This is a genomic window from Curtobacterium sp. L6-1 (genome assembly GCF_018885305.1).
GTDB lineage: Bacteria > Actinomycetota > Actinomycetes > Actinomycetales > Microbacteriaceae > Curtobacterium > Curtobacterium aetherium.
The window spans coordinates 281,194-305,721 of sequence record NZ_CP076544.1; the positions used below are offsets into that span (position 1 = coordinate 281,194).

Below are 24,528 nucleotides of genomic sequence, written 5' to 3' on the forward strand. Positions count from 1 at the left end.
GCCGTCGGACCGACCCGGACGGGGCGGGCGTGACACGGCGGACCGCGCTGGCCGCGGTCGCCGTGGCCGTCGCGCTCGGTCTCGGGCTCGCGGGCTGTCAGGCGACGGCGCGGGCGCCCGTCGGCACCGCCAGCGCGCCGACGACCCGGACGAGCGCGCCGTCGGTGACCCCGACCGCAGCGCCCACGACGGACGCCGCGACCACCCGTGCGCTGGACGCGCTCGAGTCCGACCACGACGCGCGGCTCGGGGTCGTGGCGATCGACACCGGCACCGGGGCCACCGTCACGCACCGCGCCGGTGAGCGCTTCGCGTTCGCCTCGGCCGCCAAGGTGTTCATCGCCGCGACGGTGCTCGCGGACGCCTCCGGGCCGGACCTCGACGTCGTCGTGCCGATCACGCAGGGTGACGTGCTGGCGTACGCCCCGGTCACGTCGCAGCACGTCGGCACCGGGATGACCGTCCGGGCGCTCCTCGACGCCATGGTCCGGTCGAGTGACAACACGGCGGCGAACCTGCTCGTCGCCCGCGTCGGGGGACCGGCGGCCGTCGAGCGGTGGCTGCGCGGCATCGGGGACGACGTGACGCGCGTCGACCGGGTCGAACCCGACCTGAACGAGGCGACGCCGGGGGACGAGCGGGACACCACGACCCCGGCCCAGTTCGCGGTCGACCTGCGCGCACTGCTCGTCGGGGACGCACTCGACCCGGCCGACCGGGCGCTCCTCGTGGACACCATGCGCGGTACCACCACGGGTGCCGGGACCATCCGCGCCGGGGTGCCCGGCGGGTGGACGGTCGCGGACAAGACCGGGACCGCGTCGTACGGCGTGCGGAACGACGTCGGTCTCGTCACCCCGCCGAGCGATGCGCCGATCGTCCTCGTCGTGATGACCGGCCACGCCGGGGCGGACGCCGAGCCGGACGACGGCCTCGTCGCCGCCGCCACCCGCGCCGTCGTCCACGCGCTCGACCGCTGACCGCGTCCCCTGTCGCCGCTGCTCAGCGGGGCAGCGTCGCCGCCCACCGGCCGACGGTGTCGTACGCCCGCTCCCGCACCGGTCCGGCCGACAGGACGACGTCGTGCAGCGCACCGTGCAGGCGCCGCACCGTCACCTCGTCGCCGAGGGACAGGGCCCGCCGCGCGACGGCGTCCACGTTGAGGGCCACGTCCGCCCGTGACATCCCCTCGTTCCACCGCGGCTGCAGCATGCTCCGGTCGCTGAGCAGGACGAGCACCGGCACAGCGATGCCCAGGCCGCGGGCGACGTGCTCCTGGCCGGTGAACACCGCGGCGAGCCACCCCGGATGCAGCGGGAAGCCGCGTTCGGGCCGCCAGTGCTGGTCGTACGTCCACGAGCCCTCCGCCGAGCTCGACACGGTGCGGGTGTAGAAGCCGGGGTCGACCGCGGGCATCGGGGCGAGTGGGTTGCGCTTCGCGCCGAGCTTGACGACCGGCGCGACGACGGCACGTCCGATCGCGTCGGCCTGGAACTCCAGCCACGGGCTGTTCAGCACGAGGCCGGCGACCAGGTCCGGGTGGCGCGCGGTCCACAGGGCGAGGGTGAGTCCGCCGGTCGAGTGCCCCATCGGTACGAGGCGACGCTGCTGCCCCGCGTGCCCGGCACGGATCGCGTCGAGGGCGGCGGCGATGTCCTCGTCGTACGTGTCGAGATCGGTCACGTGGCCGGGCGTCTGGTGCGGGCGCAGGCTCCGACCGTACTTCCGCAGGTCGAGTGCGTGGAACCGGGCGCCGAGCCGTTCGACCCGCTCGGCGAGCTCGGTCTGGAAGAAGTAGTCGGACCAGCCGTGCACGTACAGCACGTCGACGTCGTGGAGGGGCCCCGGGTGCGGCCGCAGGTGGTCGGCAGCGTGTCGCCGTCGGCGGACGAGGGTGGCGACGACCGGTCCCTCGGCGTCGTCACCGAGCGGGAGCTCGAGTCGTTCGTAGGACGGTCCGAGGACGTCCTCGTGCCACCCCGTGTCCGTCATGGGTCGTTCCTACCCCTCGTCGCTGCGCGACCACGGACGGACGGGAGGCTCCCCACCGGCTGGTGGGGAGCCTCCCGTCCGTCAGGCCGCACGGCCGTCGGACCGCTCGGGTCAGGCGACCGGCTTGCTGTCGTCGATCCAGCCCGCGAGCTGCGTCATGTACTCCGCCTGCGAGGCGTAGTCGAGGGCCGGGAAGGTCCAGCTGTGCACCTGGCCCGCCTCGAGCGCCGGGTTGTCGGCGAAGGTCGGCTGCTTCTCGAGGTCGGCGACCTGGTAGCCCTGCTGGGACAGCAGGATGACGTCGCCCGAGATCTGGCCCGCGTTCTCCCAGCTGTAGATGCCCCAGTACCAGCCCTTCGGCTTCGGGACGACGAAGTCCACGCCGAACTCGGTGTACATCTGCAGGGTGGGCTCGTCGGACGGGCGCGTGACGTAGGCGCCGTCGCCGTCCGCGTACATCGACACGATCGAGACGTCGTTGTCCTTCGCGGCCTTCTCGAGCGCGTCCTTCGCGGTGTCGAAGTCCTGCTCGGCGGCCTCGACGGTGGACTCCTCCGCGCCCAGCGACTCGGCCAGGTCGGCGATGTGCTCGATGACGTCCTCGCCCTCGCCGCCCCACTTCACGGCGGCGACCGGGGCGATGGCCTCGACCTGCTCCTGCTGCTGCTTGTCCTTGAAGCCGTAGAGGGGCGACTTCGGGTCGAGCGTGCCCTTCTCGTCGGTCGGGTACACGGAGGTCACGACCAGGTCGGGCTGGAGCGCCGCGAGCTGCTCGAGGTCGATGTCGCCGTAGCCGGTGCCGAGCTGCGTGATGCCGTCGGTGTCGAGTCCCGCGAAGCGCTTGTCCTTCGCCATGGTCAGCTGACCGAACGTGCCGACCGGGCGCAGGCCGTACTCGATGAACGAGATCGCGACGTCGTTGAGGACCACGACCCGCTTCGGCGTGTGGTCGACCTGCACGGTCGCGCCGGTGGCGTCCTCGTACGACCAGGGGCCGGAGGACGCGCTCGCGTCGCTGCCGGCGTCGTCGGAGCCACCGGTGCTCGAGCAGCCGGTCAGGATGAGGGCCGTCGCGGTGACGGCGGTCAGGAGGGCGGCACGTACGGAGCCGCGGCGGGGAGTCTTCACATTAGGTGAGCCTAACCTAACCTGTACGGATGCACCAGTTCCGCGCCGCGACCCCGGCCGGGAGGCGCGTCAGACGTCGTGCTCGTCGGCCTCCGGCACCACCATGGGCGCGCCCGTCACCGGGTCCGGGACCACGCGGGCGTGCAGCCCGAACGCCTCCTGCAGGACGGCCGGCGTGAGGACGTCGACGGGTGCCCCGTCGGCCACGACCCCGCCGTCGTGCAGCACCACGAGGCGGTCCGAGTACCGCGCGGCCAGGGTCAGGTCGTGCAGCACCATGACGACGGTCGCGCCCTGCTCGCGGTTGATCCGCCGGACGAGCCGCAGCACGTCGAGCTGGTGGGCGAGGTCGAGGTAGGTCGTCGGTTCGTCGAGGAGCAGGGTGTCCGCGCGCTGGGCCAGGACGAGCGCGATCCAGGCACGCTGGCGCTGCCCGCCGGACAGGCTGGCGACGTCCCGGTGCGCGACGTCGGTCAGACCGGTGGCGGCGATGGCGTCCTCGGCCACGGCCGCGTCCTCGGCCGTCCACGGGCGTGCCCACGACTGGTGCGGGTTCCGCCCGCGCATCACCAGGTCGAGCACGCTGGTGCCGGACGGGGCGAGCGGGGACTGCGGGAGGATCGCGAGCTTCCGCGCGACGGCCCGGTTCGCCTCCTTCCGGATCGGCGCTCCGTCCAGGAACACCTCGCCGGACTGGGGTTTGAGGACACGGCCGAGCGCCTTGAGGAGCGTCGACTTGCCGCAGCCGTTCGCGCCGAGGAACGTCGTCACGGTGCCGCGGGTGATCTCGAGGTCCAGGTCGCGGAGCACCGGGTGCCGGTCGTACCCGACGGACAGGCCACGAGCCTCCAGCACGGGCGCCGCGTGCGGTCGGACCGTCGTCGTCGCGGTCGGGACCGAGGGGGTCGTCGTGGTCATCGGGACATCTCCTTGCGGTGACGGATGAGGAGCCAGATCAAGTAGGGCGCACCGATCACGGTCGTGACGATGCCGACGGGCACCTGCCAGGGGAACGCCGACCGGGCGAGCAGGTCCGCGCCGAGCACGAGCACCGCGCCGAGCGCCGCGGACAGCAGCAGCGGCGGCCGGTTCGTGCCCGCCAGCCGGAGTGCGACCTGCGGGACCACGAACGCGACGAACCCGACCGGGCCCGCGGCCGCGACCGCCGCGGCCGTGAGGACGACCGCGAGGCCGATGACGAGCAGGCGGTGGCGCTGGACGCCGAGCCCCACGCCGGTCGCGACCTCGTCCCCGAGCTGCCCGATGCCGAGCGCGGCCGAGGTGGCGAGGGCGATCGGGACCCCGACCGCGGCGATGACGAGCAGCGGCCAGACCGTCGTCCACGAGGTGCTCGAGAGGCTGCCGACGAGCCACTGCGACGCGGCCGTGGCCTGGGTGATCTTGGCGCGGACGAGCAGGTAGCTCGTCAGGGCGTCGAGCGTCGCGCTCACGCCGATGCCGACGAGGATGAGCCGGTGGCTCTGCACGCCACCGCGCCAGCCGAGGCCGTACACGATCGTCGCGGCCACGAGGGCGCCGATCGTCGCCGCCACCGGGATGCCACCGCCGAGCACGAGCGCGCCCACCGAGTAGCTCCCGCCGCCGAGCACGACCGCGGCGACCGCACCCACGCTCGCGCCCGACGTCACACCGATGATGTCCGGCGTCCCGAGCGGGTTCCGCGTGAAGGTCTGGGTGAGGGCGCCCGCGACCGCCAGGGTCACCCCGACGAGGGCACCCGTCAGCACGCGGGGGAGGCGCAGGGTCGTCACGATGAACTGGTCCGGCCCGGAGCCCAGCCCGAGCAGTGCCCGGACGACGGTGCTCGGTGCGATGAACGTGGACCCGATCGCGACCCCGAGCACGACGAGCAGCAGGGCGGCCACGACGGCGACGACGGACGTGGTCAGGACGCGCGGACGCCAGGCGAGCCCGACCGGTCCGATCCGGACACCGCGGCGGGCACCCCGGTCGGTGCCGGTGCCGGTGCTCGTGTCGGTCCTCGTGCTGTCCGGGACGCCGGAGGCGGTGGTCCCGCGGGTGGCCGTCGGCGCGCCGCTCACAGCGACACCAGCGATCGGCGACGGGCGACGGCGACGAAGACCGGGCCGCCGATGACGGCGAGCACGATGCCGACCGCGACCTCGGCGAACCCGCCGATGAGTCGACCGACCACGTCGGCGAGCAGCACGAGTGCGGCACCGAGCAGCGCCGACGCCGGCAGGGTCCACCGGTGGCCCGTGCCGACGACGGCACGCGCGACGTGCGGCACCGTGAGGCCGACGAAGCCGATCGGCCCGGCGGCGGCGGTGGCACCGGCGGCCAGGAGCGTGATCCCGCCGAGGCCGACGAGTCGCGCGGTCAGCAGGTCCTCGCCGAGTCCCTTCGCGAGCTCCGACCCGAGGCCGAGCGCGTCGAGGGCGCGCGTGTTCCAGATCGCCAGGACGAGGCCGACCGCCATGAACGGCCACGCGGCGGCGAGCACGTCGAGCTGCCGGCCGGACAGCGAACCGACGACCCAGAGGCGGTAGGCGTCGAGGGAGTCCTGGTCGGTGAGCACGATGAAGGAGGTCAGCGCCCCGAGCAGGGCGGACACCGCGGCCCCGGCCAGGGCGAGGGGCACCGGGCTCGCGGTGCCGCTGCCGGCGACGGTGACCGAGAAGACGACGACGCTCGCGACGATCGCCCCGACGAGCGCGAACCACACCGACGCACTGGTGCTCGTGACGCCGAGGACGAAGACGCCGAGCACGACGGCCAGTCCCGCACCGGCCGAGACGCCGAACAAACCGGGATCGGCGAGCGGGTTCCGGGTGTGGCCCTGCATGAGCAGCCCGGCGATCCCGAGCGCGGCACCGACGGCAGCGCCGATGAGGGTGCGGGGGATGCGGGAGCCCCAGACGATCGCCTCGTCGGTGCCGGACCCGCTCCGCGTCAGCCCCGCGAGCACCCGGTCGACGCCGATGTGGTTGCTGCCGAGGAGCATGCTCGCCACCGCCGCGCCGAGGACCAGGACGGCCAGTCCGAGCAGGACCGCGATCCGCCGACGGGCGGTCCGACGGTGCACGCCGGTCGCGCCGACCACCGCTCCGGGCGGGGCGGGCGGCGCGGTCGGGACAGCGAGGGGAGGGGGTGGCACGGAAGCCATATTAGGTTAGCCTTCCCTCATGGCGAAGATCCCGAGGCTGATGCCCGAGAACCCGCGGCTGTTCCGGGCACGGGTCGTGCGCACCGGACGGCACACCCCGTCGATCCAGCGCGTCACCATCGCGAGCGACGAGATCCGCGACTTCCCCTTCCTCGGCTTCGACCACTGGTTCCGCCTGTTCCTGCAGCGGCCCGAGCAGGACGCCTTCCGCATGCCCGACATCGACGGCAGCAAGTGGTGGCCGCAGTACCTCCGCATCCCCGAGGACGCCCGGCCGCACTGCGCGAACTACACCGTCGCCGGGCACCGGCCCGAGCTCGGCGAGATGGACGTCGACTTCGTCGTGCACACCACCGCCGACGGCGAGCTCGAGGGCCGCGCCGCGATCTGGGCGTGCGGCGCCCGACCCGGCGACGAGCTCGCCCTGCTCGACCAGGGCTGCATCTTCGACTGCCCGGACGACGCGAGCGAGGTCGTCATCGCCGCCGAGGAGACCGGGCTGCCCGCCGTCGTCGGCATCGCACGCTCCCTGCCGCGTGACGCCGTCGGCCGCATCATCCAGGAGGTCCCGACCGCCCTGGACGTCCGCGACCTCGACGCCCCCGCCGGCGTCACCGTCACCTGGCTCGTCCGGACCGAGGGCGCCGTCCCCGGCCGCGCGGCGCTCGCCGAGCTCCAGCGGCACGTGCCCTGCGACGACCTCGGGTACGCCTTCGTCGTCGGGGAGTCCCGGCTCGCCACTGAGGGCCGTCGCCACCTGCACCGGGCCGGACTGCCGAAGTCGCGCATCACGTTCTCGGGCTTCTGGAAGCACGACGCCCGACTGCCCGTCCCCGCCTGAGCCGGACCGGCCGCGCACCGCTGTGGCACGCTGTGCCCATGGGGGAACAGCAGCGACGACACGTCCGACGCACGACCACGACCACGGCCGCGGCGGGGGTGTTCGCGGCGCTCGTCCTGCTCGTCACCGGGTGCGCCTCCCTGCCCGTCGGCGGGCCCGCCACGGACCCGACCGACGCCGCGGCACCACGACGGACCGCGCCGGCCAGCCCGCGGCCGACAGCGTCACCGACGCCCACACCGACCGCGACCACACCGCCCGTCGCCGAGCTCGTCGGGGTCACGCTCGACGCCGGTGACGTCGGCGAGGGCGCCCCGGCCACCGTGTCCGGCACCGGCCCGTCCGACGTCGCCTTCCACGTCCGCGGGGACTTCGCCGTCGTGATGGACCTCGACTGCTCGCGCTGTACGGGCACGGCCACCGTCACGGCACCCGGACGGATGACCCCGTTCGGCGAGGCGACGGCACCCCTGCGGGCCTCGTTCCTCACCGGCGTGATGCAGGCGGACCCGGCGGAGCAGATGCTCATCGTGCAGGCGGACGGCCCGTGGTCGATGACGATGCGGAGCTGGAACGACCTGACGACGGTGTCCGGGCCGCAGTCCGGCACCGGTCCCGCCGTGCTCTTCTTCTCGGACGACGTCGCGCACGTGCAGGTCGACTACACGCCCGCCGACGGCGACGACCGGTTCGCCGCGCGGGTGTTCACGACCTCGGACCGCACCCGGCTGTTCGGCGACACCGAGGCGTTCTCCGACACCTTCGACGCGGACCTGCCGGGCGTCGTCGCGATCTCGACGAACGGGTCCTGGTCGGTCCGCCCCACACCGTGACGGCCGTCCGGCGGCCGGGTAGCCTCGCGCCATGAGCTGCCGTCTGAGCGAACTCGTCCTCAACTGCGACGACCCGGCGACCCTGGCGCGCTTCTGGTGCGCGGTCCTCGACCACGTCGTCCTCGGCGAGGACGAGGACGGCATCGAGATCGGCCCGGCGTCCGGCTTCGGCGGGGCCGCGCCGACGATGATCCTCACCCGCGTCCCGCACGCGAAGCGTCAGCCGCTCCGCCTGCACCTCGACGTCAACCCGGTCGACCGCGACCAGGACGCCGAACTCGAGCGGCTCCTCGCCCTCGGCGCGCGCCCGGCCGACGTCGGCCAGACCGGGGACGAGTCCTGGCACGTGCTCCAGGACCCGGAGGGCAACGAGTTCTGCCTGCTGCGCAGACGGCTCGCGCCGCTCGCCGACTGACCGTCCGACGCGCGCCCGGTGGTCACGAGCCGACCACACGACGGACGGGAGGCTCCCCACCAGCCGGTGGGGAGCCTCCCGTCCGTCGTCCGGTCCGGACCGTCGGTCCGGCCGTGCCCTCAGCCCTTCAGTCCGGACCCCGTCACGCCCTCGACGATCTGGCGCTGGAAGACGAGGTACAGGATGATCAGCGGCAGCGCCGCGAGGAGCGCACCCGCCTGGATGTCGGCGTACCGCTGGCCGAAGCTGCCCTGGACCGTGGCGAGCCCGACCGGGATCGTCATGAGGTCCGGGTTCGACAGCACGAACAGGGGCAGCAGCAGGTTGTTCCAGACGCCCACGAACGTCAGGATCGTCACCGCGGCGATCACCGGACGCGACAGCGGCAGGATGACGGACCAGTAGACCTTCCAGATGCCGGCGCCGTCGATGCGCGCGGCCTCCTCGAGCTCCTTCGGGATGCCGTCGAAGAACTGCTTGAAGATGAACACCGCGATCACCGCCGGGACCTGCGGGAAGATCACCGACCAGTAGGTGTTGAGCAGGCCGACGGCGTTGAGCTCCTGGAAGATCGGGATGATCAGGACCTGCGTCGGGATCATGATGCCCAGGATGATGAGCAGGAACGCGACGTTCCGGCCGCGGAACACCAGCCGGGACAGCGCGAAGGCCGCCATCGACGCGAACAGCACCGTCAGCACCGCGGTGATGACGCTCGTGATGCCGCTGGCCAGGTACCAGTTCCAGATGTCGCCGGACTGGAACAGCGACGCGTACGAGTGCAGCGTCGGGTTCCAGTTCGACAGGATCGCGCCCGCGCCGAGGGCGGCGACGCCGTTGTCGGACAGCGACGTCTTCAGGGCGAACAGGCTCGGGATCAGCCAGATGATCGCGAAGACCGTCAGGACGACGCCCGATGCGATCGTGAAGCCGCGGCCGCTGACGCCGATCTTCGCGGCGCTCGTGGGTGCTGCCGACGAGACGCCGGTGCGGAGCTTGGCGCGGCCGGTGGTGATGCTCTCGGTGGCGGTCATGTCAGGCCCCGATCTCTCGCTTGGCGGCAGCGCGCTCGACGAGCTGCCGGATGACCGCGATCGCGACGATCACGATGAACAGGAGGACGGACGCCGCGGACGCTGCGCCGAGTCGGTTGTCGGTGAAGCCGACGCCCGTGATGAGCTGCAGCGAGACCTGGGTCGAGATGCCCGGCCCGCCGTTCGTCATCAGGTACACCTGGTCGAAGATCTTCAGGGAGGCGATGATCTGCAGCAGGATGACGAGCGTCGTCGTGCGGCCGAGCAGCGGCAGGGTGATCGACTTGATCTGCTGCCAGTTCGAGGCACCGTCGACGGCGGCGGCCTCGTACAGCTCGCGCGGGATCTCCTGCAGGCCGGCCAGGTAGAGCACGAAGTTGAAGCCGAGCGTCCACCACACCGTAGCGATCGCGACACCGATCATCGCCGTGTTCGGGCTGGACAGCATGCCCGAGCCGGGCGTCATGCCGATCGCGGACTGCAGGGTCGCCCACAGACCGGTCGCCGGCGTGAAGATGAACACCCAGATCAGCGAGATCGTCGCCGAGGGCAGGATGAACGGCAGGAAGAAGGCCAGGCGGAAGAACCACTGGCCCTTGTTCATCCGGTTGGTCAGCACGGCGAACACGAACGCCAGGACGACCAGCGGCGGCGTCGTGTACAGCGTGAACTGCAGCGTGTGCCAGAGCGACGACCAGAAGTCGCTGCGGCCGAGCATCTCGGCGTAGTTCGCGAGTCCGGCGAAGCTGCCGAGCCCGGTGCGCACGGTCGAGGTGTTGAAGAAGCTCGTGACGATCATCCAGACCGTCGGGCCGAGCAGGAAGGCCACGTAGAACAGGCCGAACGGGGCGAGGAACAGCCATCCGCTGCGCCCCTGCCCACGGGTGAGGCCGGCCCGGTTGGTCCGGAGCCGCCTCGGGGCGGTGGCCGCGTCGGTCGGCCGGTCGAGGACTGGTGCTGTGGTCACGTCATCGTGCCTTTCGCGCGGTGTTCACGTCGTCCGGGCCGGTCACAGGGGGCTCGGGGTGTTGAGGTAGGTCGCCAGCTGGCTCTTGATGGCACTGAGCGCCTGCGCCGGGCTGGAGCTGCCCTGCTGCACGAGCGCCAGCTGGGCACCGACGGTGCCCTCGAAGGTCGATCCCGACCCGCCGTACCAGGCGGGGTCGTCGAACACCGCGGTCTCGGCCGCAGCGGCGTAGTTCGACTGCGGCTTGAGCTCCTTGTAGGCGGTGCTGTCGAACGTCGGCATGTACGCGGGGACGTGCCCGCCCTCGGCCCACGTCAGGCTCTGCTCGAGCATCTGCTTGATGAACAGCATGTGCTGCTTGCGCTGCTCGGGTGTCCGGTCCTTCTTCGGGAGGATGAAGGTGTGCGCGTCGGCCTGTGTGGCGGCCTTGTCGTACAGCGTCGGGATCGGCGCCATGCCGAACTTCAGCCCCTTGATCGACTGGGCGGTGCTGATCTCCCACTCGCCCTGCATGAAGAAGCCGGCCTTGCCGTCGAACATGAGCGACTGCGCCGTCGCGTAGTCGAGCGCCTTGTTCATCCAGCCCTGCTTCACCCACTTCTGGGTGCGGCTCGTCACCTCGTTGTAGGCGTCCTCGTTGACGGTCAGCTTCGCCCCACCGTCGCTGATGAACGGGGTGGCGCCGTCGATCTGGTTGTACATCGTCCAGAAGAAGCGCCACGGGGTGGCGGTCTCCGGCACGACGTTCGCGACGTTCAGGGCGGTCCCGCCGGTGACCTTCGACACGGCGGCCAGCGCGCGTTCGAAGTTCTCCATCCCGTCCAGGTCCGTGAGCTGGTCGTCGGCGTCGAGCAGGCCGGCCTTGCGGCAGACGTCGACGTTGTAGAACAGGACGAACGGGTGCGTGTCGAGCGGGATGGCGATGTTCCTGCCGTCGGTCTTCTGCGCGGTCCAGGCCTTCTGGTTGAAGTCGCTCGCACTGAGGCCGACGCTCGCCAGGTCGTCCGCGGTGATCGGGTCGAGCAGGTCGCCGTCCCAGAGCGGCTTCGCCCGGGTGAGGTGGGCGATCGCGACGTCCGGCGGCTTGTTCCCGACGGTCGCGAGTGTCACCTTCGAGTAGTACGGGTTGCCCCAGGCGAACGTGGTGGCCTGCAGGGCGGAGGAGCCGCCGTGCTGCTTCGCGTACCCGTCCTCCATGGTCTTCATGCGGACGCCGTCACCGCCACCGAACAGGTTCCAGAAGACGAGCGTCTCCGGGTTGAGGGGGCTGCCGGCGAGGCCCGCCGACAGGGGGCTCGCGCAGGCGGCCAGCGGCAGCACGGTGGCTGCCGCGGCTCCGGCGGCGAGCAGGCTCCTGCGGGTGAACGCGGACCCGCGGGGTGGCGGGACGGGACGGTTCGGCATGGCATCACTCCATCGGGACGGGCCGAAGCGGGACGTCATCCGGGGGAGGAGTGCTGTCCCGTTCTCGGGGCATCGGTGCCCCGTGAGCGCTCACGTTAGCGCCGCGCCGACGCGCGCGCCAGCCCTTCCGTCCCGTGTCGACACCCGGTAGCGTTTCCTGTAGGTGAGCGCTCACTTCCGTGACACCGCGGAACACTCGTGCTCGACGCACCACCTGATCGAAGGAGATCCATGCCCCGCACACACCTCGTCCTCGACTCTGCGTTCACCGTGGGACCGGTGCGGCGCCGACTGTTCGGCGGCTTCGTCGAACACCTCGGGCGTCACGTCTACGACGGCATCCACGAACCGGCGCACGAGACGGCCGACGAACACGGGTTCCGCAAGGACGTCATCGACCTCGTCAAGGAGCTCGGCGTCACGACGATCCGCTACCCCGGTGGCAACTTCGTCTCCGGCTACAAGTGGGAGGACGGCGTCGGCCCCGTCGAGCAGCGCCCCCGCCGCCTCGACCTGGCCTGGCACTCCACCGAGACGAACGAGGTCGGCCTGCACGAGTTCCAGCAGTGGCTGGACTCCGTCGGGTCCGAGCTGATGCTCGCCGTGAACCTCGGCACCCGCGGCGCCGCCGAGGCCATCGAGCTGCTCGAGTACGCGAACATCCCCGGTGGCACCGCCCGCTCCGAGGAGCGCAAGGCGAACGGCCGCGAGGAGCCCTTCGGCATCACCATGTGGTGCCTCGGCAACGAGATGGACGGCCCGTGGCAGCTCGGCCACAAAAACGCCGAGGACTACGGCAAGCTCGCCGCCATGACCGCGAAGGCGATGCGGCAGATCCAGCCCGACCTGGAACTCGTCGCGTGCGGCTCGTCCGGGGCGTCGATGCCGACGTTCGGCGAGTGGGAGCGCACCGTCCTCGAGCACGCGTACGAGGACGTCGACTACATCTCGGCGCACGCCTACTACGAGGAGGACGAGGACCTCACGTCGTTCCTGGCCTCCGGCGCGAACATGGACCACTTCATCAAGACGGTCACCACCGCGGCGGACCACGTGCAGGCGCACAAGGGCTCGGACAAGCGGATCGACATCTCGTTCGACGAGTGGAACGTCTGGTCGATCAAGCGCTGGGAGGCGCAGGCCAAGACCTTCACGCTCGAGGAGTGGCCCGTCGCCCCGCGCCTGCTCGAGGACGTCTACACCGTCGCCGACGCGGTCGTCCTCGGTGGCCTGCTCATCTCGCTGCTCCGGCACGCGGACCGCGTCGCCTCGGCGTCGATCGCGCAGCTCGTGAACGTGATCGGTCCGATCATGACCGAGCCCGGTGGCGAGGCCTGGCGCCAGACCACGTTCTTTCCGTTCTCGGTCACGTCGCGACTCGCCCACGGCACGTCGCTGAACGTCGTCGCGTCGGGTGACACGGTCGACGGCGGCAAGCACGGCACCGTCCCCGTCGTCGACTCGGCCGCCACGGTCGAGGACGGTCGCGCCGCGGTGTTCCTGGTCAACCGCCACCAGACCGAGAGCACCACGGTCACGATCGACCTCGGTGGTCTCGACGTGTCCGGCGACGTGCACGCGGAGGGCATCTGGGACGACGACCTGCACGCCGTGAACGACCTGTCGAACACCGCCCGCGTGGGCCTGCGGACCAACGAGTCCGTCCGCCGCGAGGGCGACACGGTCACGATCGAGCTGCCGCCGGTGTCCTGGACGGCGCTCTCAATCGGCTGAACGCCTCGGCGCACGCTGCGTACGGCGGGCGTCGAGTGAGCAGAGGACGCCGGGTCCCTTCGGGGGCCCGGCGTTCCTCGTGTGCGGGGCGCGGGTGCGGGGTGCGGTGCGGGTGCGCGGTCCGGGTGCGGTGCGGGTGTGCGATTGCGGGATTCGCGCTCAGCGACACCCCGCGGGGCCGCTGTCGCGAATCCGGTCGTTCAGCGCGAATGGACGTGAGCGGCGGCGGCCGGGAGGCGCGTGGCGGGTGCGCGGTTCGGGTGCGCTGTTGCAGGATTCGCGCTCAGCGACACCCCGCGGGTCCGCCGCCGCAGATCCAGTCGCCCAGCGCGAATGGTCGCGAGCGGCGGCGGACGGGAGGCGCGTGGCGGGTTGGGCACGCACCTCCCGTGCGGTGCCGCGCAGCTGGCGCGAGCCGCACCGCACGGTTCGCGCTCAGCGACACCGCGCGGGGCCGCCGTCGCGGATCCTGTCGCCCAGCGCGAATGGTCGCGAGCGGCGGCGGCCGGGAGGCGCGTGGCGGGCTGGGCACGCGCCTCCCGTGCGGTGCCGCGCAGCTGGCGCGAGCCGCGCCGCGCGGTTCGCACTCAGCGACACCGCGCGTGGCCGCCGTCGCGGATCCCGTCGCTCAGCGCGGACCTCGCCGACGCTCACGGCCGAGTCCGCCTTCGCCCGTCCGGCGTCAGCGCGCCGGCGGCGCCGCCGTGCTCGCCCGCTCGACCAACCGCACCGGCACCAGGTCGGTCGCTGCCGTGGCTGCGCCGCCCTCGATCTGGGTGAGCAGCGTGGCGACCGCGCGGCGCCCGACCTCGTCGAACGACTGGTGCACGGTGGTGAGCGGCGGCCAGAACGAGTCGGACTCGGGGGAGTCGTCGAAGCCGACCACGCTGAGCGACGACGGGACCGGGCGGCCGAGCTCGTGGCAGGCACGCAGCACCCCGAGCGCGGTCTGGTCGTTCGCCGCGAAGACCGCCGTGATCTCGGACCGCGCCGCGATCGACAGGCCGGCCTGGTACCCGGACGAGGTGTTCCAGTCGCCCTCGAACACCGGGGGGACGGGCCGGCCGGCGGCGGTGAGGGTCGCGGCCCACGCCGCCTGGCGCCGCGCTGCCGAGTACGACGATGCGGGACCCGAGACGTGCCAGACGGTCTCGTGGCCGAGGTCGAGCAGGTGCTGCGTGGCGAGCCGAGCGCCGTCGGCCTGGTCGGTGTCGATCGCGGGGTGCTCGGTGGTGCCGGTCGAGTCGACGACCACCATCGGGACGCCGTCGGGCAGCGCGACCTCGGCGGTGTCGATGACGTGCGACTCGATGATGATCACGACGCCGTCGACGGCCTGTTCGTGTAGGCGGGAGAAGGCGCTGCGGACGCCCTCCTCGGTGCGGGAGGCCATCGGCAGCAGCGTGATCGTGAAGTCGGCGGCCCCGGCGGCGTCCGCGATGGCCTCGAGGGTGCGCATGTTGCCGAAGGACGCGAGGGTGAACATGATCACGCCGATGGTGCGGAAGCGTCCGGACCGCAGGGCGCGGGCGGCGCGGTTCGGGCGGTAGCTGAGCTCGGACATTGCCTGCTGGACGCGCGTGCGGGTCTCGGGGCTGACGTTGTCGAAGCCGCGGGCGACACGGGAGACGGTCTGCATCGAGACACCGGCGGCCTCGGCGACGGCGGAGAGCGACGGCGCGCGGCGGGGGACGGCCGCGGGGTCCGTGGTGGTGGGGATGGTCACGCGCCCCCTTCGTGCGATCGGTGGTGAGCGGCACCGGAGCCGGTCACTCCTGCGAACGCTAGTGCATGTTGACGTTGCCATGCTATGGTCGCTCCGTTCGATGTTGACGTCAACATCGGCCGTCGCGGCAGCAGCACCACCGCGGTTCGGCCGGTGGTCCCATCGACGTCACGCAGGACACGACGAAGGAGTCACATGAGCACGCTCACCGCGCGGAGCCCCGAGGCCGCGCCGCGACGTGGCGAGGGCACGGCCCCCGCTCCGCGTCGCCGTGGGAAGCCCCGGGGTCGACTGACCGGCTGGCTGTTCGTCGGCCCGTTCGTGGTCGTCCTCATCGCGATGCTCGTCGTCCCGATCGGCTACGCCCTCTGGCTCAGCCTGTTCCGCGACCAGCTCATCGGCGGCAACCAGTTCGTCTGGTTCGCCAACTACGTCCAGCTCTTCCAGGACACCAAGTTCTGGGCCGGCTTCGGTCGGGTCGCGATCTTCCTGGTCGTCCAGGTGCCGATCATGCTCGGCCTCGCGCTCGTCGCCGCCCTCGCGCTCGACAGTGCGCGGCTCTGGGGCACCGGCTTCTTCCGCATCGCGGTCTTCCTGCCCTACGCGGTCCCCGGCGTCGTCGCCGCCCTCATCTGGGGCTTCATCTACGGCAACCAGTTCGGCCTGACCGGTGCGGCGAACGACGCGCTCGGCATCGACCTGCTCCAGCCGTTCAGCCCGAGCTGGGTCCTCACGTCGATCGGCAACGTGGTCACGTGGGAGTTCCTCGGCTACAACATGCTGATCTTCTACGCGGCCCTCCGCACCGTCCCCGGCGAGCTCTACGAGGCCGCCGAGCTCGACGGCGCCGGCCCGATGCGCACGGTCTTCTCGATCAAGCTCCCGGCCCTCCGCGGCCCGATGGTCATCGCCACGATCTTCTCGATCATCGGCAGCTTCCAGCTCTTCAACGAGCCGAACCTGCTCAAGACGCTCGCCCCGAACGTGATCGGCAGCGCCTTCACCCCGAACATGTACGCCTACTCGCTGTCGTTCAGCGGGCAGCAGTTCAACTACTCCGCCACCGTCGCGATCGTGATGGGCGTCATCACCGCCGTCATCGCCTACGTCGTGCAGGTCCGCGGCACCCGACAGGAGAACCGATGAGCACCCTGCAGGGTCCCGCCCCCCTCACCGTGACGGAGGCGACCACGACGCAGCGCGACCCGCGCGACGGCGGTGGGCGCGCCTCCCGGAAGTCCCGCAAGCCCGTCGACGGCCGCAAGGTGAAGCGCTCCGGTCTCCTGACCGCGGTCATGGTCGTGTTCGTCGTCTACTCGTTCGCGCCGCTGTTCTACCTGCTCGTCAACAGCACCAAGACGCAGGTGTCGCTGCTGTCCACGTTCGGCCTCTGGTTCGGCGGGGACTTCAACCTCTGGCAGAACATCGTCGACACTCTGACGTACAACGACGGCATCTTCGTGCAGTGGCTCGGCAACACGCTGCTCTACGTCGTGATCGGCGCCGGCGGGGCCACGCTGCTCGCCACGGTCGCCGGCTACGGCATGGCGAAGTTCCAGTTCCCCGGCCGTCGTGCGGTGTTCGCCGTGGTCCTCGGCGCGATCGCGGTCCCCGGCACCGCCCTCGCCGTCCCGACCTTCCTGCTCTTCTCGCAGGTCGGCCTGACGAACACCCCCTGGGCGATCATCCTGCCGTCGCTCATCAGCCCGTTCGGCATGTACCTCATCTGGACCTACGCGGTCGAGGCGATCCCCACCGAGCTCATCGAGGCAGCCCGCATGGACGGCGCCGGCGAGTTCCGGATCTTCTTCACCATCGCGCTCAAGCTCCTCGCCCCCGGCGTCGTCACCGTCCTGCTGTTCGCGGTCGTCGCGACGTGGAACAACTACTTCCTGCCGCTCATCATGCTGAGCGACCCGAAGTGGTACCCGCTGACGGTCGGCCTCAACCAGTGGAACGCGCAGGCCACCGGCTCCGGTGCGCAGCCGATCTACAACCTCGTCGTCACCGGTTCGCTCCTCACGATCATCCCGATCGTGGTCGCGTTCCTCTTCCTGCAGCGCTTCTGGCAGTCCGGCCTGGCGGCCGGGTCCGTCAAGGCCTGATCCCGCCGCCCGGCCCCGGTCCACAGCACCGGACCACGGCCGGGAGGCACGGGTCGGCCCCGCAGAGCACCGCACCGACCCAGCACCAGCAGTCCCTCCCACGAAGAAGTCCCTTCTTCACGATGAAGTGAAAGGCACCACCATGCAGAAGCGTCTCCGGCGCGGGCTCAGCGCCCTCGCCATCGGCGTCACCGCCGCCATGGCCCTCGCCGCCTGCGCGTCCGGCGGCTCCGGCTCCGGCGGCTCGGCCTCCGACATCGACAAGGCCCTCGACCAGGGCGGCACGCTGACCTACTGGTCGTGGACGCCGTCCGCGAAGGACCAGGTCGCCGCGTTCGAGAAGGCCTACCCCAAGGTGAAGGTCAAGCTCGTCAACGCCGGCACCGGCGCCGACCAGTACACCAAGCTGCAGAACACGATCAAGGCCGGGTCGGGCGCTCCCGACGTCGCCCAGGTCGAGTACTACGCGCTGCCGCAGTTCGCCCTTTCCGAGTCGCTGCTCAACCTGTCCGACTACGGGTTCGGCGACCTGGAGGACAAGTTCGCCGCGAGTACGTGGAACTCCGTGTCGATGGACGGCAAGGTCTACGGCCTGCCTCAGGACTCCGGCCCCATGGCCATGTTCTACAACAAGAAGGTGTTCGACGAGTACGACATCTCGGTCCCCAAGACGTGGGACGAGTACGTCACGGCGGCCGAGAAGCTGCACGAAGCGGACCCCGAGAAGTACCTGGCCGCCGACTCCGGCGACGCGGGCTTCACCACGAGCATGATCGCCCAGGCAGGCGGCACCCCGTTCACCACCGACGGTGACAAGGTGACCATCGACCTGCAGGACGAGGGCACGAAGAAGTGGACGAAGACCTGGGACCAGCTCGTCGAGAAGGGTCTCCTGGCCAAGACCGTCGGCTGGACCGACGACTGGTACAAGCAGCTCGGCAACGGCCAGATCGCCACGATGATCACCGGTGCCTGGATGCCCGGCAACCTCGAGGCCAGCGTCGCCGACGCCAAGGGTGACTGGCGCGTCGCCCCGATGCCGACCTACGACGGCGGTACCGCGACCACGGCGAGCAACGGCGGCAGCGCCGAGGTCGTCATGGAGCAGTCGAAGAACTCGGCCCTCGCCGCCGGCTTCCTCAAGTGGCTGAACTCGTCGAAGGAGTCCACGAAGGTCTTCATGGAGTCCGGCGGCTTCCCGTCGACTACCGCGGACCTCGAATCCTCGGCCTTCCTGGACGAGAAGCCGGAGTACTTCGGTGGCCAGCAGATCAACAAGGTGCTCGTCGACGCGTCCAAGGCGTCGGACAACGACTTCACCTACCTGCCGTACCAGGTGTACGCGAACAGCGTCTACGCCGACACGGTCGGTCAGTCGTACGAGAAGGGCACGTCGCTCGAGTCCGGCCTGAAGGCCTGGCAGGACGCGCTCGTGAAGTACGGCAAGGACCAGGGCTTCAGCGTCTCCAGCAAGTAGCACCACCCCATCGACGCGGCCGTGCGGGCTTCCCGCACGGCCGCGTTCCCACGAAGAAAGGCGCGAGATGCGCTTCGCCATCGGCGACACCGACTTCCTGCTCGACGGGCAGCCGCACCGCGTCCTCTCCGGTGCGATCCACTACTTCCGCGTGCACCCCGACCTGTGGGCCGACCGGATCCGCAAGGCCAAGCTCATGGGCCTGAACACCGTCGAGACCTACGTCGCGTGGAACGCCCACGAGGCCACACCCGGCACCTTCGACTTCTCCGGCGGACTCGACCTCGGCCGCTTCCTCGACCTCGTCGCCGCCGAGGGCATGCACGCCATCGTCCGCCCCGGCCCGTACATCTGCGCCGAGTGGACCAACGGCGGCCTGCCGTTCTGGCTGTTCACCGACGGCACGGTCGGCATCCGCCGCGACGAGCCGCAGTTCCTCGCCGCCGTCGGCCGCTACCTCGACGCGCTCGCACCGATCCTGGTGCCCCGGCAGATCGACGCCGGCGGCCCGATCGTGCTCGTGCAGGTCGAGAACGAGTACGGCGCGTACGGGTCCGACCCGGTCTACCTCCAGAAGCTCGAGCAGATGCACCGTGACGTCGGCCTCACCGTGCCGTTCACGAGTGTCGACCAGCCGATGGACTCGATGCTCGAGGACGGGTCGCTCCCGTCGCTGCACAAGACCGGGTCGTTCGGGTCCCGCTCGTCGGAGCGGCTGGCCCGGCTCCGGCAGGCGCAGCCGACCGGTCCGCTGATGTGCTCCGAGTTCTGGGACGGCTGGTTCGACAGCTGGGGCGAGCACCACCACACGACGCCCGCCGCGGCGAGTGCCGAGGACCTGGACGTCCTGTTGGCGGCCGGCGGTTCAGTGAACATCTACATGTTCCACGGTGGGACCAACTTCGGCTTCACGAACGGTGCCAACGACAAGGGCGTGTACCGGCCCATCGCGACGTCCTACGACTACGACGCGCCGCTCGACGAAGCGGGCCGTCCGACCGAGAAGTTCCACGCCTTCCGTGCGGTCATCGCCCGCTACGCGCCCGTGCCCGACCTGCCCGCCACGATGCAGCCGGGCGGATCCGGTCGGCTCGGATCCGACGTGGGTGTCAGCGACGGTCAGGAGGCCCGACCGACCCCCGCCGCGGACGTCGCCGTCAGCCTCGACCGCGTCCTGCCGCTCGCCGAGCTGCTGCCGGCCGTCACCGCGTGGACGACCCACGAGACGCCGCCGACGTTCGACGAGCTCGGCGCCGCGTCCGGCTTCGTGCTCTACCGGACCGAGGTCGACCTGCCCGAGGGCGGCGTGCTGACCGTCGACGAGGAGGTCCGCGACCGGGTCCTCGTCCGCGTGGACGGTCGGCCGGTCGGCGTCCTGGAGCGCGAGCACCACGACCGTGCCGTCGCCCTGCCACCGGTGACGGGCCTCCTGGAGCTGCTCGTCGAGGACCAGGGCCGCGTCGACTACGGGCCGCGCATCGGGGAGCCGAAGGGCCTGATCGGTGCCGTCCGCGTCGATGGCGTCGAGCTGTCGCGGTGGACGGTGTCGCCGCTCGCGCTCGACCCGCTCCCCGAGGGTGCCGTCGAGGTGCTCCGCGCGGCGACGACCACCGCGGGGGAGACCCTGGCCGGACCGGCGTTCGGGATCGGCACGTTCGACCTGCCCGTGAGCGGTGCGACGATCGACCGCTACCTGGCGCTGGACGGGTTCCGGAAGGGTGTCGTCTGGGTGAACGGTTTCTGCCTGGGCCGCTACTGGTCGCGGGGACCGCAGAAGACCCTCGCCGTGCCGGGACCCGTCCTGCGCTCCGGGCGCAACGAGGTCGTCGTGTTCGAGGTGCACGCCGCCGCGGCACGCACTGTCTGTATGTGCGTGGAACCTGAACTGGGCCACACCGAGGCCTGACTGGGACACGTCTCACGGACGACGACAACGCCCCGGGGTGTCCCGGGGCGCTGTCGTGTCGTCGGGGTCGGCCGTGTGGCCGCGGCGTCCGGGTCAGCAGGTCGGTTCGGGGACGAGCACCGCGATGCGGCCCACCCGGATCAGCGGCACGCCGGCGTGGTCGCCGAGTCGCTTCCCGGCGAAGCGGACGAGCACGCCGGGCTCGGTCCGTTCGGCCTCGACCAACGCCGCGGCCTGTGCGGGCGTCACGAGGAGCTCCCACGGTCGACGGACCCCGGCGCTGTCCTCCGAGCAGAGCTCGAGCAGCACGCCGACCCGCGCGCCGTCCGGCCCCTCGGCGGTGGTCGTCCCGGTACGCAGCCCCACCAGCGTGCCCGTGTGCGTGACGATGTCGTTCATGGTCCCCCTCGTTCCTCGGCGTCCTCGCCGCGATGAGCCTACGGCCGCGAGGATCGCTCGCACCTCATCCGGAAGGTGGGGAAACCGGGTGTCGCGTCCGCCGTCCGGCTGAGGTGGTGCCGTCGCGCGCGTGCCGCTCGGCGTGCCGCTCGGCGTGCTGGTGGGGAGCCACGGGGCGGGACGGCCCCGCGCCTCCCGTCGCTCCGGCCGGCAGGCGCGGGCGCGAGTCGCCCGTGGGCCGAGGTCGCACGACGCGCCGTCGCCCCTCGGCCGAGGTCGCACGACGCGCCGTCGCCCGGTCGCTGAGGTCGCACGGACTGCCGGGTCGGACCGGGTTGAGCGGCAGATCCTGCGACTTCGGCGGCCGCCGGCCCGGCGCGGCCGCGCGGGCGCGAGCCCGACCGCCTGCCGATGTCGCGGGAACGGCCGCTACCCGTCCAGCGAGGTTGCAGGATGCGCCTCGCCTACCCGCCGCCGAGGTCGCACGACGCGCCGTCGCCTGTCCGCCGAGGTCGCACGACTCGCCGTCGCCGGACTGTCGAGGTCACACGACGCGCCGTCGCCTGTCCGCCCAGGTCGCACGGACTGCCGGGTCAGAACGGGTTGAGCGGCAGATCGTGCGACTTCGGCAGCCGCCCGCCCGCCCGGGGCGGCCGCCTGGCGCGGCCGTGCGGGCGCGAGCCAGCCCGCCTGCCTACCGAGGTCGCAGGACCCGCCGCCGCCCGTCCGCCGGAGTCGCACGGACGGCCGGGTCGGACGAGCCGGAACGGCAGATCGTGCGACCCCGGCGCAATCGCCGGCCGACGACCCCGGCGCAGCCGCCAGCCGACGACCCCGGCGCAACCGCCGGCCGACGACCCCGGCACAGCCGCCGGCCGGACGGCCCCGATCAGGACCGGGGCGAGCCCGCTCCGTCCAGGCGGTCGAGGTCCGCGAGGGCCTGCTCGGCCTGAGCGAGCCGCTCGGACTCCGGACGCGTCCACCACTCCCGGCCGCGTTCCCCGAGCCCGTTCTTCGCGAGGCCGTTCCGGTGCCGGGCGGCAGCGAGGGCGTCCTCGTCCCCAGCCCGCTTCGCCTGCTTGACCGCGTTCCGACCACGACCGAGGTGGGACCGGAGCCGCGCGGCGAGGTCCTCGGGTATCGCCGGGTCGGTGCGTCGCCAGCGCCGCCCGTCCACGACGAAGAAGTGGTCGTCCTCCACGCCGGCGGTCATGCCCCGAGTCTGCCCGACGAGCCTGGCGGGACCGTCGGACCTGTCGGTGGTGACCGGTAGAACGGACGGTGATGACCGACTCCCGCGTGCGCCCCCTGCTCGACGTCAAGCGGATCTACGCCGAGGACGCCGCCCTCGAACTGCCTCGCGGGCAGGAGATCGTCGGGCGGTGGCCGGACGCCGAGATCGTGCCCGTCGCGTCGCACTGGCAGATCCCCGAGGTGCACGGCGACGAACGGAACGTCTCCCGCTGGGTGCGGATCAAGACCGAGGCGCTCGTCCTCGGCGTGAAGAAGTCGATCGTCACCCGTCCGAACGGTCGGTCGGCCGACTTCATCGCACCGTCCACCGCGAACGGCTGCGCCATGGCCTGCGCGTACTGCTACGTGCCCCGCCGCAAGGGCTACAGCAACCCGGTCACCGTCTTCGCGAACATCGAGCAGATCACCAAGCACCTCGCGCGCAACATCCACAAGCAGGGCCCGAAGACCGAACCGAACCAGTGCGACCCCGAGGCCTGGGTCTACGACATCGGCGAGAACAGTGACTGCTCGGTGGACGCGATGCTCAGCGACAACGTCCGCGACCTGTGCGACCTGTTCCGGATGACGCCGACCGCGAAGGCGTCGTTCGCCACGAAGTACGTCAACCGGGACCTCCTCGACTGGGACCCGATGGGCCGGACACGCATCCGGTTCTCGCTGATGCCGCACGAGCCGGCGAAGGTGACGGACATCCGGACGTCGCCGATCGCCGAACGACTGACGGCCGTGAACGACTTCGTCGAGGCCGGGTACGAGGTCCACCTGAACTTCTCGCCCGTCATCCTGACGCCGACGTGGGAAGCCGACTGGGCCGCACTGCTGCGGGAGGTTGACGACGTGCTCTCCCCGGCAGCGAAGGCACAGCTCGCGGCCGAGGTGATCTTCCTCACCCACAACGAACAGCTGCACGAGGTGAACCTCGGGTGGCACCCGAAGGCCGAGGACCTGCTCTGGCGCCCGGACCTGCAGGAGCAGAAGCTGTCGCAGAACGGCGCCGTCAACATCCGGTACCGCGCAGCGATGAAGGCGCGGCACCTCGACCGCTTCCGGGCGCTCGTCGCCGAGAACCTGCCGTCCTGCCGCATCCGCTACGCGTTCTGACGGTGCACACGATCCGTGTCCACGTGGACCGATCGGCGGTGCACTCCGGACAGGCCGCTCGCCACCCCGCTCGCCACCCTCGTCGGGCCGACCCAGGCCGACGCCCTCCGCGTCCTCGCCCGCACTGACGCTGGGTCGACGGGGCGCCTGGTCGTTCGCGTCGCGCGAGCCGCACAGCACAAGGGGATCGACCGTGCGCTGGGGATCATCCAGTCCGCCCCGCACGACGAACGCCCGCACCGCGAGCGGTACGGGCGTTGCGTGGTGGAGCGTCGATCACTTGCCGTCGACGGCGTCCTTCGCCTTCTCGGTCTGCATGCGCGCCTCGCCCATGCCCTGGTCCTTGTGGCCCTGCGCGGTGAGCTCGGCGTCGTCGGTGTGCTTGCCCACGGCCTCCTCGGCCTTGCCGGCGAGCTTCTGGGTGGCGTCCTTGGCCTTGTCTGCGAGCGACATGGTGTTCCTTCCTGCGGGGATCCGCCGAGGATCCCCGGCGCGTGCTGCTGACGCTAACCCCGGCTCCGGCGTCGTTCACGGCGGGGTCCGAGCGACGTGTACCCCGCGGTCGCCGACCCGGCGTCCAGCGTGGTCGTTCAGCGCGGGCGGCGGATGCGGATCGGGCCCTTGGCGGTCGACGGGTCCACGACGTTCCCGCCCTGCGTGATCTCGACCTCGCCCCGCGCGACCATCCGGCGGGCCGCTCGTCGGGCGGGTTCCATGAGGTCGCGCCAGTCCTCGCCGCCGATCGCGCGGGCGGCGTCCGAGGGGCAGATGCTCGACGTGAGGGCCCGGGCGTCGAGCAGGTCGTCGATCGTGCGCTCGAGGGTGCGATCGGTGTCGTCGAGCTTGTGCCGGCGGCAGGCGTCCGAGCACCACTTCGCGTCCGGCCCGGCCATGTCGGGCATCCGGCGTCCGCACGAGGCGCACGTGCGTTCCGCGTGCGCCTGCGCTGAGCGGCGTGCGTCGTCCTCGGTGCGGATGGCTCGTCCCATGCCGCCATGATCGTCCCGACCACCGACGCGCTTCCAGGCTGGCGGTACCCCGATCGCCGGTGTCGGCCAGGG

Annotated in this window: 23 protein-coding genes; 10 read left to right on the plus strand and 13 right to left on the minus strand. The window is 71.6% G+C overall.

Annotated features, from left to right (window positions below):
* Positions 1–29 precede the first annotated feature (29 nt).
* Complete coding sequence (gene bla / locus KM842_RS01270; RefSeq protein ID WP_253206189.1) at positions 30–980, plus strand: class A beta-lactamase; 951 nt, start codon at positions 30–32, stop codon at positions 978–980.
* A gap of 22 nt (positions 981–1,002) precedes the next feature.
* Here bla and KM842_RS01275 read toward each other — a convergent pair whose 3' ends face one another.
* From KM842_RS01275 to KM842_RS01295, 5 genes are all read right to left on the minus strand, one after another.
* Positions 1,003–1,992, minus strand: coding sequence for an alpha/beta hydrolase (locus KM842_RS01275; RefSeq protein ID WP_216260173.1), 990 nt, complete (start codon positions 1,990–1,992; stop codon positions 1,003–1,005).
* 111 nt (positions 1,993–2,103) lie between these two features.
* Entirely contained in the window at positions 2,104–3,120 is a 1,017-nt protein-coding gene (locus KM842_RS01280) for an ABC transporter substrate-binding protein (RefSeq protein ID WP_216260174.1), read from the minus strand.
* A 69-nt stretch (positions 3,121–3,189) separates the two neighbouring features.
* Positions 3,190–4,038 (minus strand): ABC transporter ATP-binding protein, encoded by an 849-nt coding sequence (locus KM842_RS01285; protein ID WP_216260175.1) that lies wholly within the window; start codon positions 4,036–4,038, stop codon positions 3,190–3,192.
* Positions 4,035–5,183, minus strand: coding sequence for a FecCD family ABC transporter permease (locus KM842_RS01290; RefSeq protein ID WP_216260176.1), 1,149 nt, complete (start codon positions 5,181–5,183; stop codon positions 4,035–4,037). The genes KM842_RS01285 and KM842_RS01290 overlap by 4 nt, the downstream gene beginning before the upstream one ends.
* Positions 5,180–6,259: a FecCD family ABC transporter permease gene (locus KM842_RS01295; RefSeq protein WP_253206190.1), complete on the minus strand. Its 1,080-nt coding sequence runs from the start codon at positions 6,257–6,259 to the stop codon at positions 5,180–5,182. Before KM842_RS01295 ends, KM842_RS01290 begins: the two co-directional genes overlap by 4 nt.
* A 28-nt stretch (positions 6,260–6,287) precedes the next feature.
* On the opposite strand from KM842_RS01295, the gene KM842_RS01300 reads away from it, so the two are divergent.
* From KM842_RS01300 to KM842_RS01310, 3 genes are read left to right on the plus strand one after another with little or no spacing between them, the layout of a single operon-like run.
* Positions 6,288–7,109 (plus strand): siderophore-interacting protein, encoded by an 822-nt coding sequence (locus tag KM842_RS01300; protein ID WP_216260187.1) that lies wholly within the window; start codon positions 6,288–6,290, stop codon positions 7,107–7,109.
* A gap of 38 nt (positions 7,110–7,147) precedes the next feature.
* Entirely contained in the window at positions 7,148–7,942 is a 795-nt protein-coding gene (locus tag KM842_RS01305) for a hypothetical protein (protein WP_216260188.1), read from the plus strand.
* 31 nt (positions 7,943–7,973) lie between these two features.
* On the plus strand, positions 7,974–8,357 hold the full coding sequence (locus tag KM842_RS01310; RefSeq protein WP_216260190.1) for a VOC family protein: 384 nt from the start codon (positions 7,974–7,976) through the stop codon (positions 8,355–8,357).
* Positions 8,358–8,476: 119 nt separating this feature from the next.
* Here KM842_RS01310 and KM842_RS01315 read toward each other — a convergent pair whose 3' ends face one another.
* The 3 genes from KM842_RS01315 to KM842_RS01325 are packed head-to-tail and all read right to left on the minus strand — an operon-like array spanning position 8,477 to position 11,762.
* Positions 8,477–9,391, minus strand: coding sequence for a carbohydrate ABC transporter permease (locus KM842_RS01315; RefSeq protein ID WP_216260193.1), 915 nt, complete (start codon positions 9,389–9,391; stop codon positions 8,477–8,479).
* 1 nt (position 9,392) lies between these two features.
* The gene (locus KM842_RS01320; protein ID WP_216260201.1) at positions 9,393–10,358 is read right to left on the minus strand and encodes a carbohydrate ABC transporter permease; all 966 of its coding nucleotides are present in this window, start codon (positions 10,356–10,358) and stop codon (positions 9,393–9,395) included.
* A 42-nt stretch (positions 10,359–10,400) separates the two neighbouring features.
* Positions 10,401–11,762, minus strand: coding sequence for an extracellular solute-binding protein (locus KM842_RS01325; protein WP_216260203.1), 1,362 nt, complete (start codon positions 11,760–11,762; stop codon positions 10,401–10,403).
* A 231-nt stretch (positions 11,763–11,993) separates the two neighbouring features.
* On the opposite strand from KM842_RS01325, the gene arfA reads away from it, so the two are divergent.
* Entirely contained in the window at positions 11,994–13,496 is a 1,503-nt protein-coding gene (arfA, locus tag KM842_RS01330) for an arabinosylfuranosidase ArfA (protein WP_216260205.1), read from the plus strand.
* A gap of 682 nt (positions 13,497–14,178) precedes the next feature.
* On the opposite strand, the gene KM842_RS01335 is transcribed toward arfA, so the two are convergent.
* The gene (locus tag KM842_RS01335) at positions 14,179–15,222 is read right to left on the minus strand and encodes a LacI family DNA-binding transcriptional regulator (protein ID WP_301183810.1); all 1,044 of its coding nucleotides are present in this window, start codon (positions 15,220–15,222) and stop codon (positions 14,179–14,181) included.
* Between the two features lie 195 nt (positions 15,223–15,417).
* On the opposite strand from KM842_RS01335, the gene KM842_RS01340 reads away from it, so the two are divergent.
* The 4 genes from KM842_RS01340 to KM842_RS01355 all read left to right on the plus strand — a co-directional run bounded on the left by KM842_RS01340 (position 15,418) and on the right by KM842_RS01355 (position 20,710).
* Positions 15,418–16,368, plus strand: a complete 951-nt coding sequence (locus KM842_RS01340) for a carbohydrate ABC transporter permease (protein WP_216260209.1) — start codon at positions 15,418–15,420, stop codon at positions 16,366–16,368.
* A complete protein-coding gene (locus KM842_RS01345) occupies positions 16,365–17,327 on the plus strand; it encodes a carbohydrate ABC transporter permease (protein ID WP_216260211.1) in 963 nt (320 codons plus the stop codon). Before KM842_RS01340 ends, KM842_RS01345 begins: the two co-directional genes overlap by 4 nt.
* A gap of 142 nt (positions 17,328–17,469) precedes the next feature.
* A complete protein-coding gene (locus KM842_RS01350; protein ID WP_216260212.1) occupies positions 17,470–18,804 on the plus strand; it encodes an ABC transporter substrate-binding protein in 1,335 nt (444 codons plus the stop codon).
* A gap of 67 nt (positions 18,805–18,871) precedes the next feature.
* A complete protein-coding gene (locus KM842_RS01355; protein ID WP_216260214.1) occupies positions 18,872–20,710 on the plus strand; it encodes a glycoside hydrolase family 35 protein in 1,839 nt (612 codons plus the stop codon).
* A gap of 93 nt (positions 20,711–20,803) precedes the next feature.
* Here the strand turns inward: KM842_RS01355 and KM842_RS01360 are convergent, their stop codons facing one another.
* Positions 20,804–21,109: a hypothetical protein gene (locus tag KM842_RS01360; RefSeq protein WP_216260216.1), complete on the minus strand. Its 306-nt coding sequence runs from the start codon at positions 21,107–21,109 to the stop codon at positions 20,804–20,806.
* Between the two features lie 889 nt (positions 21,110–21,998).
* Complete coding sequence (locus KM842_RS01365) at positions 21,999–22,322, minus strand: biopolymer transporter Tol (RefSeq protein ID WP_216260218.1); 324 nt, start codon at positions 22,320–22,322, stop codon at positions 21,999–22,001.
* 71 nt (positions 22,323–22,393) lie between these two features.
* Between KM842_RS01365 and KM842_RS01370 the strand changes: the two genes are divergently transcribed.
* A complete protein-coding gene (locus tag KM842_RS01370; RefSeq protein WP_216260219.1) occupies positions 22,394–23,467 on the plus strand; it encodes a spore photoproduct lyase family protein in 1,074 nt (357 codons plus the stop codon).
* Between the two features lie 276 nt (positions 23,468–23,743).
* Here KM842_RS01370 and KM842_RS01375 read toward each other — a convergent pair whose 3' ends face one another.
* Both KM842_RS01375 and KM842_RS01380 read right to left on the minus strand, forming a co-directional pair.
* Positions 23,744–23,920: a CsbD family protein gene (locus KM842_RS01375; RefSeq protein ID WP_216260221.1), complete on the minus strand. Its 177-nt coding sequence runs from the start codon at positions 23,918–23,920 to the stop codon at positions 23,744–23,746.
* 137 nt (positions 23,921–24,057) lie between these two features.
* Positions 24,058–24,456: a DUF3253 domain-containing protein gene (locus KM842_RS01380; RefSeq protein WP_216260223.1), complete on the minus strand. Its 399-nt coding sequence runs from the start codon at positions 24,454–24,456 to the stop codon at positions 24,058–24,060.
* Between the last annotated feature and the right edge of the window lie 72 nt (positions 24,457–24,528).

Bases quoted from the DNA above. Each gene is read 5' to 3' on its own strand.
- KM842_RS01275 (WP_216260173.1), bottom strand. From the start codon at position 1,992: ATGACGGACACGGGGTGGCACGAGGACGTCCTCGGACCGTCCTACGAA.
- KM842_RS01285 (WP_216260175.1), bottom strand. From the start codon at position 4,038: ATGACCACGACGACCCCCTCGGTCCCGACCGCGACGACGACGGTCCGA.
- KM842_RS01300 (WP_216260187.1), top strand. From the start codon at position 6,288: ATGGCGAAGATCCCGAGGCTGATGCCCGAGAACCCGCGGCTGTTCCGG.
- KM842_RS01305 (WP_216260188.1), top strand. From the start codon at position 7,148: ATGGGGGAACAGCAGCGACGACACGTCCGACGCACGACCACGACCACG.
- KM842_RS01310 (WP_216260190.1), top strand. From the start codon at position 7,974: ATGAGCTGCCGTCTGAGCGAACTCGTCCTCAACTGCGACGACCCGGCG.
- KM842_RS01315 (WP_216260193.1), bottom strand. From the start codon at position 9,391: ATGACCGCCACCGAGAGCATCACCACCGGCCGCGCCAAGCTCCGCACC.
- KM842_RS01325 (WP_216260203.1), bottom strand. From the start codon at position 11,762: ATGCCGAACCGTCCCGTCCCGCCACCCCGCGGGTCCGCGTTCACCCGC.
- arfA (WP_216260205.1), top strand. From the start codon at position 11,994: ATGCCCCGCACACACCTCGTCCTCGACTCTGCGTTCACCGTGGGACCG.
- KM842_RS01340 (WP_216260209.1), top strand. From the start codon at position 15,418: ATGAGCACGCTCACCGCGCGGAGCCCCGAGGCCGCGCCGCGACGTGGC.
- KM842_RS01345 (WP_216260211.1), top strand. From the start codon at position 16,365: ATGAGCACCCTGCAGGGTCCCGCCCCCCTCACCGTGACGGAGGCGACC.
- KM842_RS01350 (WP_216260212.1), top strand. From the start codon at position 17,470: ATGCAGAAGCGTCTCCGGCGCGGGCTCAGCGCCCTCGCCATCGGCGTC.
- KM842_RS01355 (WP_216260214.1), top strand. From the start codon at position 18,872: ATGCGCTTCGCCATCGGCGACACCGACTTCCTGCTCGACGGGCAGCCG.
- KM842_RS01360 (WP_216260216.1), bottom strand. From the start codon at position 21,109: ATGAACGACATCGTCACGCACACGGGCACGCTGGTGGGGCTGCGTACC.
- KM842_RS01365 (WP_216260218.1), bottom strand. From the start codon at position 22,322: ATGACCGCCGGCGTGGAGGACGACCACTTCTTCGTCGTGGACGGGCGG.
- KM842_RS01370 (WP_216260219.1), top strand. From the start codon at position 22,394: ATGACCGACTCCCGCGTGCGCCCCCTGCTCGACGTCAAGCGGATCTAC.
- KM842_RS01375 (WP_216260221.1), bottom strand. From the start codon at position 23,920: ATGTCGCTCGCAGACAAGGCCAAGGACGCCACCCAGAAGCTCGCCGGC.
- KM842_RS01380 (WP_216260223.1), bottom strand. From the start codon at position 24,456: ATGGGACGAGCCATCCGCACCGAGGACGACGCACGCCGCTCAGCGCAG.